The sequence below is a fragment of the Chryseobacterium sp. FP211-J200 genome, from assembly GCF_001643375.1.
Lineage (GTDB): Bacteria > Bacteroidota > Bacteroidia > Flavobacteriales > Weeksellaceae > Epilithonimonas > Epilithonimonas ginsengisoli.
In genome coordinates this window covers 1-12,293 of record NZ_LSHB01000065.1, presented here as the reverse complement: position 1 = coordinate 12,293, position 12,293 = coordinate 1, and the positions used below count along the sequence as shown (strand labels likewise).

General features: G+C 39.1%; 10 protein-coding genes. 6 read left to right on the top strand and 4 right to left on the bottom strand.

Going from position 1 to position 12,293, the window contains the following annotated elements; all coding sequences use genetic code 11:
* Positions 1-19: 19 nt before the first annotated feature.
* Positions 20-208, bottom strand: a complete 189-nt coding sequence (locus tag AXA65_RS17385; RefSeq protein ID WP_063971327.1) for a hypothetical protein — start codon at positions 206-208, stop codon at positions 20-22.
* Positions 209-369: 161 nt separating this feature from the next.
* Here AXA65_RS17385 and AXA65_RS17380 point away from each other — a divergent pair, with 161 nt between their 5' ends.
* Complete coding sequence (locus AXA65_RS17380; RefSeq protein ID WP_063971326.1) at positions 370-1,713, top strand: ammonium transporter; 1,344 nt, start codon at positions 370-372, stop codon at positions 1,711-1,713.
* A gap of 308 nt (positions 1,714-2,021) precedes the next feature.
* A complete protein-coding gene (locus AXA65_RS17375) occupies positions 2,022-3,353 on the top strand; it encodes a hydroxymethylglutaryl-CoA synthase family protein (RefSeq protein WP_063971325.1) in 1,332 nt (443 codons plus the stop codon).
* A 221-nt stretch (positions 3,354-3,574) separates the two neighbouring features.
* Here the strand turns inward: AXA65_RS17375 and AXA65_RS17370 are convergent, their stop codons facing one another.
* A complete protein-coding gene (locus tag AXA65_RS17370; protein ID WP_063971324.1) occupies positions 3,575-4,492 on the bottom strand; it encodes a helix-turn-helix domain-containing protein in 918 nt (305 codons plus the stop codon).
* Between the two features lie 211 nt (positions 4,493-4,703).
* Here AXA65_RS17370 and AXA65_RS17365 point away from each other — a divergent pair, with 211 nt between their 5' ends.
* The 3 genes from AXA65_RS17365 to AXA65_RS17355 all read left to right on the top strand — a co-directional run bounded on the left by AXA65_RS17365 (position 4,704) and on the right by AXA65_RS17355 (position 8,137).
* Entirely contained in the window at positions 4,704-6,236 is a 1,533-nt protein-coding gene (locus tag AXA65_RS17365) for an aldehyde dehydrogenase family protein (RefSeq protein ID WP_063971323.1), read from the top strand.
* Positions 6,237-6,468: 232 nt separating this feature from the next.
* Positions 6,469-7,503, top strand: coding sequence for an alcohol dehydrogenase AdhP (gene adhP, locus AXA65_RS17360; protein ID WP_063971322.1), 1,035 nt, complete (start codon positions 6,469-6,471; stop codon positions 7,501-7,503).
* A gap of 244 nt (positions 7,504-7,747) precedes the next feature.
* A complete protein-coding gene (locus AXA65_RS17355; RefSeq protein WP_063971321.1) occupies positions 7,748-8,137 on the top strand; it encodes a DUF779 domain-containing protein in 390 nt (129 codons plus the stop codon).
* Positions 8,138-8,369: 232 nt separating this feature from the next.
* Here the strand turns inward: AXA65_RS17355 and AXA65_RS17350 are convergent, their stop codons facing one another.
* On the bottom strand, positions 8,370-9,581 hold the full coding sequence (locus AXA65_RS17350) for a dicarboxylate/amino acid:cation symporter (protein WP_063971320.1): 1,212 nt from the start codon (positions 9,579-9,581) through the stop codon (positions 8,370-8,372).
* 72 nt (positions 9,582-9,653) lie between these two features.
* Positions 9,654-10,850, bottom strand: a complete 1,197-nt coding sequence (locus AXA65_RS17345) for an oxygenase MpaB family protein (RefSeq protein WP_063971319.1) — start codon at positions 10,848-10,850, stop codon at positions 9,654-9,656.
* 158 nt (positions 10,851-11,008) lie between these two features.
* On the opposite strand from AXA65_RS17345, the gene AXA65_RS17340 reads away from it, so the two are divergent.
* On the top strand, positions 11,009-12,259 hold the full coding sequence (locus AXA65_RS17340; protein WP_063971318.1) for a CinA family nicotinamide mononucleotide deamidase-related protein: 1,251 nt from the start codon (positions 11,009-11,011) through the stop codon (positions 12,257-12,259).
* Positions 12,260-12,293 lie beyond the last annotated feature (34 nt).

The following is a 12,293-nucleotide window of genomic DNA, read 5'->3' as shown; positions in this document are numbered from 1 at the left end:
TTCTTCCGACCATGACTACCTATATGGAGTCTTTTACTTTTTGTTCTACTGGTTGTATATTTTCTGTCTTGTTCATGTTTTCCACCTGTTGTGGGATAAACATCATATAAGCGAAATACCCTAAAATGAATAAAACCACCACAATAATGATGGCCACCAGGGGACCTTTATTGGTCTCGCTGTCTGGTTTTGGAATATCTGATTTCATAGCTTGATTTTTTCAATGTACTACAAAACTAATGCCTCATTATTATTTGAATAAATTTTAACTTGTTAATTTATTATCTATAAAAATTATGAGGTTGAATAATTAAATTTACATGTTTTTTAAAATTAACCCTCTATATTTGCAGGGTTAAAATTTGAAATATGAAAATCGAGAAACGCTGGATCATTTCTTTTATCATCATCAGTATCATTTCAATCGCAGCACTTTTCTGGCCAGAACAGACTTCTTTGCCATTACCAAGAACTTTTTTGGGAGAAGATAGTATCGTAGGAGCGGACGTTGCATGGATCTTGGCCTCTTCTGGTTTGGTTTTATTGATGACACCAGGACTTTCATTTTTCTATGGCGGAATGGTCGGGAAAAAGAATATGATCTCTACAATGCTTCAAAGTTTCATCGCTTTGGGTGTGATCAGTATTTTTTGGGTTGTTGTCGGTTTCAGTTTGTCATTCGGAGAATCTATTGGAATTACGATCAACGGCGAACATTATGGTTTGATAGGAAACCCAACAACCTATATGTTTTTTAACAATGTAGGCGTTTTTCCACACAGCAGAATGGCTTCTACAGTTCCTTTTATTTTATTTGCATTGTTTCAAATGAAATTTGCAGTCATTACGCCAGCTTTGATCACTGGTTCTTTTGCAGAAAGAGTAAGATTTATTTCCTACTTATTGTTTATGGTTTTATTCAGTTTAATAATCTATACGCCGCTTTGTCATATGGTTTGGTATCCGGACGGTTTGTTGAACAAATATTTTGGAGTGAAGGATTTTGCGGGTGGAACAGTGGTTCACATGAGTGCAGGATTCGCCGCTTTGGCTGGCGCAATGATGATTGGAAAAAGAAAAAATCCTCACCACGAACCTTCGAATATCCCTTTTGTAATTCTAGGAACAGGAATGCTTTGGTTTGGCTGGTTTGGTTTCAATGCAGGTTCTGCTTTGGCTGCCAATGCAACCGCTGCAATGGCATTTGGGACAACAACGATTGCTTCAGGAACTGCAATGCTATCTTGGATATTTTTTGACAGAGTCAATGGTAGAAAGGTTTCCGCTTTGGGCGCTTGTATTGGTGCAGTTGTCGGTTTGGTGGCTATTACGCCAGCTGCAGGTTTTGTAACGATTCCGCACGCGATTTTTATAGGTTTTATTTCAGCGATTGTCTCAAATCTAATGTGCAACTGGAAACGCCTGAAAAAGGTGGACGATACTTTAGACGTCTTCGCTTGCCACGGCGTTGGCGGAATTATGGGAATGATCCTAACAGCGATTTTGGCTCAAGGCGAGAACGCAAGTCTTATTCACGGCGGCTTCGAAGTGTTTGCACATCATATGATGGCCTTGGTTTTGGTTTCCGCTTTTACATTCTTAGGCTCATTGATTTTATATAAACTCACGGATATGATTATCCCATTAAGAGTTGCAGAAGATTCCGAAAACATCGGTTTGGACCTTTCGCAACACGATGAGAGTCACGCATAAAGTATGCTGTAATGCATATTTGATTTTGATATGAAGAAAACCTCGCTTTTTAAAGTGAGGTTTTTTCGTGGAAATTATTTGGGCAGCTTTATCCGCCTTCCACTCCCAATCTTTTTTGCGGACGATTTCAGCATGATATAAAACGAAGACCAGCAAAAAAGGATTTCCGTTCAAGTCGGGCTGCAGATTCAGTAACAAACAAGTTTCTAAGAAAACTTAGAATTTGTCATTCTATCCAAACTTTCTCCCCAAAACAGACCCGAAATCCGCCGAAAAATCTCTAAATTCGTGTCTTAAAATTTTTAAAAATGACGAAATTCGGAGTTGATGCGGCCAGTTTTTATGTGCCTTCTTTATATTTAGAAATCAAGGACCTTGCAGAAAAAAGAGGAATCGAACCTGCAAAATTGGAGAAAGGTCTGGGTCTGCACAAAATGGCTTTGCCAGATGTTCACGAAGATGCAGCGACATTTGCGGCAGAGGCTTTACTCAAATTAATTCAAGATTATAAACTCGATCCAAAAGAGATATCCAGAGTTTACCTAGGAACGGAAAGTGCCTTGGACGCGGCAAAACCAACCGCAACTTACGCTGTCCAGATGGTAGAAGAATTCTTAACAGAAGAATTTGGTGAAAGGGTTTTCAAACATTGTGACATTGTTGATATGACGTTCGCTTGCATTGGAGCCGTGGATGCTTTACATAACGCTTTGGATTTCGTAAGAGCCAATCCAACCAAAAAAGCTGTCGTCATTGCTAGCGATTACGCAAAATACGAATTGGCTTCGTCAGGCGAATATACGCAAGGTGGCGGCGCAGTGGCCTTATTAGTTTCTGCCAATCCAAAATTAATCGAGATTGACAACAATTGGGGCGTTGCCACAGAAAGCGTTTTTGACTTCTTCAAACCAAGACGTCATTTCTCAAAAGATGATTTCCCAACTGCTCCAGAGAATTTCCCAGATAAAATAGAAGTGTTCACAGACGAGCCTGTTTTCGATGGTCAATATTCAAATGTTTGTTATCAGGACAGGATCCGTGAAGCTTATGAACATTACAAAGACCAGACTTTTACCGTAAGACCTTACGAAGACTGGCGTTATTTGATTTTCCATTTGCCTTACGCTTTCCATGGAAAACGAGTTTTCACCGAGATTTATAGTTTAGAAAATCATCTGGATTATTCTGATGCCGAGAAACAAAAAGGCATTGCAAAATCCGAAGATTATATCAATTTCATCAACGAAAAAATAGAGAAATCTCAACGCGCATCTTCCGAAATCGGGAATATGTACACAGCTTCTATTTTTATGGCCTTGTTGTCAGCTTTACAAACTTCGTTCAATGAAAATGAAGATTTATCAGAAAAAGAAATCGGTTTCTTGGCTTATGGGAGTGGCTCAAAATCAAAAGTCTTCGTCGGCAAAGTATCCCCGGAATGGAAATCCGTAGTTGAGAAATGGAATCTCTTCGAAGAACTGAAAAACAGATTGCCAGTCAATTTTGAAACTTACGAAAAATTACATCGCAAACAATTGGATTCTTCTGTTAATGAAAACTATAAAGGATTTGGATTGACTAGAATTGAAAAAGAAAGTCCAGTTTTAAAGGGTGCAAGATATTATAGTTATAAAAAATAATAGCACTAAAAGTGTGGTTTGTTAATAGAAAAAAAAATGCACAGAATTAAGAGCTCCGTAGGAGTTAGCTGTTAATAGCAAAATAATGATGCTTACACCAAAGCTCCGTAGGAGCGACCTGATAATCACCAAAGATTAAATCCACAATAATCATAAAATCGAAAACGAGCAGAAATTTCTGCTCGTTCTCTTTTGAAAATATCTATAACTAACTACTAACTTCAAATTAATTTTTTGTTTTGAAAAATTTTCGGCGTTACACCTTCCATTTGTTTGAAAACTCGGATAAAATAATTGGTGTCCGAAAATCCTGTGCTGAAAGCCACTTCATTCACCGAATTATTATGCATCAACATTTCTTTCGCTCTTTTAATTCTCTCTTGAATGATGAATTCATTTGGAGAAATTCCCAATTCTTCTTTAAACATTTTGAAGAAGTTTGACTTGCTGACATAAGCCATTTTCGCAATTGCATCAATGGATAATTTCTGATGAAGATTTTTCTTAACATAATCTGCCACAAAACCAATTCTCGACTTATTTTTCAGCGTGTTTTTCTCGACCAGATTTCTAGCTTGAGTTTGCATCAATCTTATCAATAGTTCCTTCAAAGCAAAATCGGCAATCACATCTTTATAAGAATTATCATCCATCGCAATCCTCATAATGTTGTTGGTCGCAGAGGCCAATGCTTTGCTGTTTAAGAGATAAAATTCTTCCAAGGAAATATTCCAATGGGAAGAATCATCTACTTTTGTGGCATTAAAGTTAAGGTGGTCCAATGACTGCTGAACAAATTCTGGATTCAAAGTCAACGATATACACTGCGAAGCATCAATATCTGCATCTGGGAAATCAATCACCATGGTTTCTCCTGGCGCGACCAAAACACTTTCTCCAGGCAGATATTCGAAGTAATTACTCTTATCTTGAAGTTTCATCCATTTCTTTCCTCTTAACATTCCAGTGAATGCCAAATGCTCAAAATGCAATTTCACATTATAAGCACTCTGATGCGTCTCATAGATACTGAATTCACAATTATTTAAACTGTACTTGGTTTGATTTTCCACCAATGTGTTCAGTTTATTTTCCTGTGTCAGATTAGGTTTGTTAAGATGAAAATGATTTGTATTCATTAGTCAAGATTTTTATAACATCTTGTTTCTCAAATATAATAATTTTAGATATATAGCCAAGCATAATTTTTTCTTAATGAAATTATAAAGAATCTTAAAAGTAGGATTTTACTATTTTTTTGGAGAATTGTGCTATTCTGTTCATTAATTATGAAGTTAACTTAGCCTTAATCAAATGTTAACTGATTATTAATAACAAAACAATATTATTATGAGCACAACAGCAGAACTAACACAGAACTCAACGACTTTGGCTTGGCCAGAGTTCAAAACTAAGTATGATAATTACATCGGTGGAAAATTTGTTCCATCCGCAGGCGGACAATATTTTGACGTTGTTTCTCCGATCAACGGGAAAGTGTTCACACAGGCAGCACATTCTAACAAAGAAGACTTGGAAGCAGCGGTTAATGCAGCAACAGAAGCCTTCAAAACTTGGAAAGATACTTCTCCAACCGAAAGAAGTATTATTCTAAACAAAATTGCGGATAGAATGGAGCAAAACCTAGAATATATCGCAACTGTAGAAACTATTGATAACGGAAAAGCGGTAAGAGAAACTCTAGCTGCAGATATTCCTTTGGCGATTGACCATTTCAGATATTTTGCCTCGGTAATCAGAGCTGAGGAAGGTTCGCATAATGAATTGGATAAAGACACCGTTTCATTAATCGTTCACGAGCCAATTGGTGTCATTGCACAAATCATCCCTTGGAATTTTCCGATTCTGATGGCTGTTTGGAAACTCGCTCCAGCTTTGGCAGCTGGTAACTGTGTGGTTCTGAAACCGGCAGAAAGCACACCTATTTCTATTATGATATTAATGGAATTGATTGGAGATTTGCTTCCAGCAGGAGTTATAAACGTAGTGAATGGTTTCGGGGCAGAATTGGGAAGAGCTTTGGTGACCAATCCAAAAGTTAACAAAGCGGCTTTCACAGGATCTACAGCAACGGGACGTTTGGTAATGCAGTACGCAACAGAAAACATTATTCCAGTGACTTTGGAATTGGGTGGTAAGTCACCTAACGTATTTTTCAACTCAGTAATGGACGCAGATGATGAGTTTTTGGATAAAGCGGTAGAAGGCGCAGTCCTTTTCTGTCTTAACCAAGGTGAGATCTGTACCAGCCCGTCAAGACTGTTGGTTCAGGAAGATATTGCTGACAAATTCATCGCCAAAGTCGTGGAGAGAGTAAAAGCCATCAAAACCGGTAATCCGTTAGATAAGACTGTGATGATGGGGGCACAGGCTTCTCAGATCCAAAAAGATAAAATATTGTCTTACATTAAGTTAGGTAAAGAAGAAGGCGCGGAAGTACTTGTAGGTGGCGATGTTAACAATGTTGGAGAAGGGCTTGAAAACGGTTACTATATCCAGCCGACGATCTTCAAAGGAAACAATAAGATGAGAATCTTCCAGGAGGAAATCTTCGGGCCTGTATTGGCGTTCACTACTTTCAAAGATGAGGCGGAGGCTTTAGAAATTGCCAACGATACCATCTATGGTTTGGGTGCCGGCGTTTGGACTAGAGATGCACACCAGTTGTACCAGATCCCGCGTCATATCGAAGCTGGTAGAGTATGGGTTAACCAATACCACGCTTATCCTGCAGGAGCACCTTTCGGAGGTTACAAACAATCCGGTATCGGTAGAGAAAATCACAAAATGATGCTCGATCATTACCGTCAGACCAAAAATATGTTGATATCCTATAACAAAAACAAATTAGGATTCTTCTAAGATAGTTGTGTTTTTTTTAAGGGCGTGCCCGTTCGCCCTGGCTTAGGCCGGGGCTACGGTCGGGCTTTTCAGGGCTTCTCCGCCTGTGGCGGATCCGGTGCTGCATTTCATTTCGCACTTGCTCGTTCCTCGCAACCCTTACAATCCCTCACGCAAATGACACATTGATAGAAATTTGGACCATCAAATAACAATAAAAACAATAATAATTAACAATCTAAAAAACTAAATTATGATTCCAAAAACAATGAAAGCGGCAGTCGTGCAAGGTTACGGACAGCCATTAAAAATTATGGAAGTTCCGGTAAGAGAACCTGGACGCTATGAAGTATTAGTAAAAGTAATTGCCTGTGGTGTCTGTCATACAGATTTACATGCTGTAGACGGCGATTGGCCTGCAAAACCAAAAATGCCGCTGATCCCGGGACACGAAGGCGTAGGAATTGTAGTGGCTTGCGGCCCGGAAGCAATGGTGAAAGAAGGCGATGCAGTAGGTGTTCCTTGGTTGTATTCGGCTTGTGGCTGTTGCGACTATTGTATCACCGGTTGGGAAACGCTTTGCGAAGCGCAGAAAAACGGCGGTTATAGCGTAGATGGCGGATTTGCAGAATATGTGATTGCCGATTCCAGATATGTTGGCCATTTAAAATCGGATACCAATTTTCTGGAGATTGCACCTATTCTTTGTGCCGGCGTTACGGTTTACAAAGGGCTGAAAGAAACCGAGACAAAACCTGGTGAATGGGTTGCCATCTCCGGGATCGGTGGATTAGGACACGTTGCCATTCAGTATGCCAAAGCCATGGGAATGCACGTTGCAGCTATAGATGTGGCAGATGACAAGCTGGAGCTGGCTAAAAAACTGGGAGCCGATTTGGTCGTTAATGCCAAAGAAACGGATCCCGGACAGTATCTTCATAAAGAAGTCGGAGGTATGCACGGCGCTTTGATTACCGCTGTTTCTCCAATTGCTTTCAAGCAGGGGATAGAGGTTCTCAGAAGAAAGGGCACCATTGCGCTTAACGGTTTGCCGCCAGGATCTTTTGAACTGCCTATTTTTGAGACGGTTCTTAAGAGGATTACCGTTCGTGGTTCTATTGTCGGAACGCGGAAAGATTTGCAGGAAGCATTGGATTTTGCCAACGAAGGCCTGGTGAAAGCTACTGTAACTGCCGCAAAACTCGAAGATATCAACGATGTATTCGATAAGATGAAAAAAGGCCAGATTGATGGCCGTATTGTTCTGGACATCGCTGGACAAAATTAATTATTGTTATTTGAGTTTTAAGCCCGGCAGATTTTGTTTGTCGGGTTTTTGCTAACTTCATTAAGAATGAAATTTCACAAAGGCACAAAGCTTTCATTATAATGACTGAGTTTTTAAGGCACCAAGTTTTTAACTTTGTTAATATTAAAAAATCTTTGATTTTTTTAGTGCCTTGAAACAAGTTTAAAATAAATTAATCTTTGTGCCTTTGTGTTTAAATCATCAATTTAAAAATATAGAGAATATGGAAACCAAAGATAAAATCGCAAGACTTTCTGTAACCGAAAAAGCTTTGGAAGTCATCTGGGAACTGGAAAAGAAACACGGCGAATTGATGTTTTATCAAGCTGGCGGTTGCTGCGAAGGAACGCAGCCGCAATGTTTCGAAAAAGGTGGCTATTTCCCAAGAATGAATGATGCAATGATTGGAACTATCAACGGTCACGAGTTCTGGATAGACCGCGACTTGTTCGAATATTGGAAATATTCCCACTTTACCTTGGATGTTTTGGATGGCTGGGGGCCGGGTGGATTTTCTCTAGAAACGCCTTTGGGTAAAACATTTAAAGTTCAGTATAGATTATTTACACCAGAAGAGTTACAAAATTTAGAACCTGTAAAGCGGAGTGAATAGTTTGCTAAAGATTTAGGAAGCCACGAAGTGGCGAAATGTCGAAAGAAAAATATATGTCCACTATCGAAATGTCCGAAGTAACGACATCTAAAAAAATCCAGCGAATTGCCAACTAGCCCCGATAGGAACGGCATCCTTTTTTGCTTTTTGTACCAACTTTCTTTCGAAGACCAAATATTCTGAAAGCAAAAAAGATATAGTGGATAGCGGGATCAATCTCCTAATAAATATTTCAGCTTTCTACTTTTACAAATTTTGAGACAATCATACTGGCGAGAATGTTTCCGACGGAATTGAGGACAGTCGCCAATGGGTCCACCAAAGTTCCGATGATAATGACCGCTGGAACGACATCGGGTGGGATTTTGTAAACCGAAATCATCAACATTTCGCCGATGTAACCGCCATTCGGGATTCCGCCAGCGACGGCACTTACGAATACTGTGATTCCCAAAGCCATTATGAGATTCATTGGTTCAAATAAGTTCCAACCGAGCAATTGAAATGCAACATAGATTTTTATGATGGATGAAATGGAGGAGCCATTTTTGTGAATCGTAGTTCCAATCGGAATTACAACGTTGGCGATGGATGCGGGAACGCCCATTCTTTTGGCAGACTCGATGGCAACAGGCATTGTTGCCAGACTGCTACAAGTGCTGATGGCGGTTGCAGTCGGTAAAAGGCTTTCTTTCCAAAATGCTTTCACGCCTTTTCCACCTTTCCAAACGAAGGCGTAAAGACTGAAAAATACGATGAAATAAATAGTTCCTGCAATGTAATAAAGCCCCAAAGGTTTGGCGTAAAATCCAAAAAGCTGAGGGCCAATCGTGCCAACTTGATACGCAAAATAAGCGCCTAATCCAACGGGCGCGACTTTCATTATTAACAGCAAAAGCTGTTTCATCACTTCGTTTCCGGAGAGGATGAAGTTCTGAAATGCTTTTCCCATTTCGCCAGATTTTCTGATGGAAATTCCGACTAAAAAAGAAAAGACCAAAAGGGCGAGCATATTCTGTCTTGAGAATAAATGGTAAAACTCGCTGACGGTGAAGAATCCTACGATTTGGTCATTGATGTTGGTATCGGATTGTAGGTTTTCTGTAATGGCTTCGCTGATATTTTTTGGTGCTTCAGTTGGGAAGAAATAAACTAAAATGATGCAAAATGTAGCTGAAATCAGAATGAAACTGAGGAAAGTCAGAACCATTGTTCCGATGATTTTTCCCAATTGATTTTGTTGCTCGATGCCGGAAATGGCGGAAACAATCGCGAAAAATACAAGTGGAATGACTGTGACGAAAAGCAGATTCAGGAAAATATCGCCAATCGGTTTCAGATAAACGACAAAATCCGGCATGAAAATTCCAACAAGGCTTCCAATGAAAATCCCGATGAGAAGCAGGATGATGTTGCTGTAGTTTGTCCAGAAAGATGATTTCATTCCTCAATTTTAATCAAAGATAATTATAAAAATGTTTGGTAAGATTCAATCGGGTTGGACGAATGTATTTAATTAATGAAAATTAGACTGTTGTGTAACCCGCAGATAATCTTTTAAAACCTGCATTTGGTCTTTATTTCCTTTTGCGATTCGGTTTTTGCGGCTCACGACATTGTTGTAGATTTTATTGATGAATCTTTTGGTATTCGGAAAGACGCTTCTTCCGGAAACTTCCGGTATTTCCAGTCTTTTACACACCTCGTCATCGAGTAAAAACCACGTGCAGCTGATGTGTAAAAACCGCAGCATTTTCTTTTGGAAACCGTACTTTAGAATTGGATTTTCCAGAGATTCATTCAATAGAGAATGTGCCAGTAAAACAGAATCTTTATCGGAAGGAGGTTGGACAGCTGTCCACAGATAGAAATATTCAGTCGCCTGTTTTTTATCGTCGGGCAGAAGGTCTTCCGGGATTCCCAAAAGATAGCCCACATATTTCCAAAGGTGAAAAAGTCCTCTCTCCTCCTCATCAGTAAAAGTATTACCCAATTTTTTGAGACTGTGAAGGAAAACCAAACTAAAACCAATGTACGTGGCCATCATATCCCAGGAATTAATCGGTTCTCCCCAGTTTTCTGTGTCCCAGTTTTTGTAATGTTTCTTGATAGAAAGTCTGGCGTAGGAATGTATCAGCCGTGTTTTTATGGCAAACTCATAACCTTTTGCGTGAATTTCCAACGCGTTGTATCGCGTGGCATTGACCCAAAAATCAAGCGTTTCCGAAAGTCGTTTTACTGCTCCTTTCTTTAAAGCTTCGGTGACAATCAGCGGTTTGTTGAGGTAAGCATAGTCGTAACCGCCAATCAAACAATAATCCCGCAAAGAAATAAGCGAATCCACATTGCTTCGCATACAAAGTTCTGCGCCACTTTTAATCAAATTGTAATCCAGCCAGCTTGGGACAGCTTGTGTTTGTTGGAAAAGCTTTTGAACACTCGCCGGAACTTCATCAGTTTCTGAAACACCTTTTCGGATGTATTGCTCGATTTCACGTGAAGCTTCCTGGAATTTCTTGGTGAAATAAACTTCTTTTACGACATCATTACCCATTTCGTCAACGTGGTAAAAGTAATAGGAGAATTTGTCAAAATCTTTAAAGCTAACTTCCGCACCGGAAAAATCGATGAGTTGTTTTCCATTGCCTTTTGTCCAAAAATCTTTGAAATGTGGTGAACCTTTAAATCTTGGTTCTAAAATTGTCTTTTCCATCACTATAAAATTACAAGTTTTAAGCCGATACTAGACTATAATTGAGTAATGTCATAAAATTTGAATTAATCAAACTTGTAATTAATTAACATTTTAAAGCTTAATAAAATTGAGATAATGTTAATCAAGTAACTGAATAATTCCCGAAATTTGTTCTTATGAAAACAGCTGTTCTGATTACCATTGGCGACGAGATTCTCTCAGGAAATACCGTTGATACCAATTCCAACTTCATTGCCACGCAACTTAAAGAAATTGGCGTGAAAGTAACTTCCATCTTTACAATTCCAGATGATGAAAGTACGATTGTTTCAACACTTGAAAAAGCATTTAAAATGGTGGATGTGGTTTTTACAACGGGCGGATTGGGACCAACAAAAGATGACATCACCAAGAAAGCTTACGCTAAGTTTTTCGAAGACGAATTGGTTTTTTCTGATAAAGTTTATGAACATTTGAGAGCTTATCTCGAAAAAAGAAACCGACTTTGGATTTTGGAACACAATAAGGAGCAGGCAGTTGTCTTATCAAAAGCTGAGGTTTTTCTGAATTATTTTGGGACTGCACCTTGTATGGTTTTGGAGAAGAATGGTACATTTTGTTTCAGTTTGCCGGGCGTTCCTTACGAAGTGAAACCGTTGGTGAAAGATCAAATCATTCCATTTTTGAAAGAAAAATTAGCATTAGAACATATCGTGACGAGAATCGTTTCTGTCGTGGATGTTCCGGAAAGTATTCTATCAGAAAATATTGAAAGTTGGGAATTGGCTTTGCCGAAACATATTGCGCTCTCTTATTTGCCAATCGGAACGAGAGTTAAATTAAGATTAACCGCTTCAGGAAGTTCTCAGGAAATGTTAGGACAGGAATTAGAAAATGAAATCCAAAAATTAATTCCAATCATCGGCGAAAATATCATCGCCACACACGAAGATAAAATCGAAAAAATCCTAGGCGAATTGTTGAATGACAGAAAGTTGACCATTTCTGTTTCTGAAAGTTGTACGGGCGGAGAATTGTCACGATTAATCACATCAGTAACAGGAAGTTCTAAATATTTTATCGGCGGGATTGTGAGTTATGCAACCGAGAAGAAAATCGATATTCTGAAAGTTAATCCAAAAACAATTGAGGAATTTACCGTCGTGAGTGAACAAGTTGCTTCGGAAATGGCGAAAGGTTGTCAGGAATTATTCAAAACGGATATTGCTGTTTCTACCACAGGCGTTGCTGGTCCCGGAAAAGGCGAGGATGGGAAAGATGTGGGAACAGTTTATTACTCGATTAGAATTGGCGATGAAGAAGTGACCTCAAAATTATTTTTGCCACATTTGGAAAGGATTGATTTTATGAACTTTGTCTCTCAGAAGGTGGTGCAGGATATCGTTTCCTTACTCATCAAAAAATAAAAAAGACAGCTGTAATGGTAGTCATGGTCGGAAG

Bases quoted from the DNA above. Each gene is read 5' to 3' on its own strand.
- AXA65_RS17345 (WP_063971319.1), bottom strand. From the start codon at position 10,850: ATGGAAAAGACAATTTTAGAACCAAGATTTAAAGGTTCACCACATTTC.
- AXA65_RS17340 (WP_063971318.1), top strand. From the start codon at position 11,009: ATGAAAACAGCTGTTCTGATTACCATTGGCGACGAGATTCTCTCAGGA.
- AXA65_RS17350 (WP_063971320.1), bottom strand. From the start codon at position 9,581: ATGAAATCATCTTTCTGGACAAACTACAGCAACATCATCCTGCTTCTC.
- AXA65_RS17365 (WP_063971323.1), top strand. From the start codon at position 4,704: ATGAGCACAACAGCAGAACTAACACAGAACTCAACGACTTTGGCTTGG.
- AXA65_RS17355 (WP_063971321.1), top strand. From the start codon at position 7,748: ATGGAAACCAAAGATAAAATCGCAAGACTTTCTGTAACCGAAAAAGCT.
- AXA65_RS17370 (WP_063971324.1), bottom strand. From the start codon at position 4,492: ATGAATACAAATCATTTTCATCTTAACAAACCTAATCTGACACAGGAA.
- AXA65_RS17375 (WP_063971325.1), top strand. From the start codon at position 2,022: ATGACGAAATTCGGAGTTGATGCGGCCAGTTTTTATGTGCCTTCTTTA.
- AXA65_RS17385 (WP_063971327.1), bottom strand. From the start codon at position 208: ATGAAATCAGATATTCCAAAACCAGACAGCGAGACCAATAAAGGTCCC.
- AXA65_RS17380 (WP_063971326.1), top strand. From the start codon at position 370: ATGAAAATCGAGAAACGCTGGATCATTTCTTTTATCATCATCAGTATC.
- adhP (WP_063971322.1), top strand. From the start codon at position 6,469: ATGATTCCAAAAACAATGAAAGCGGCAGTCGTGCAAGGTTACGGACAG.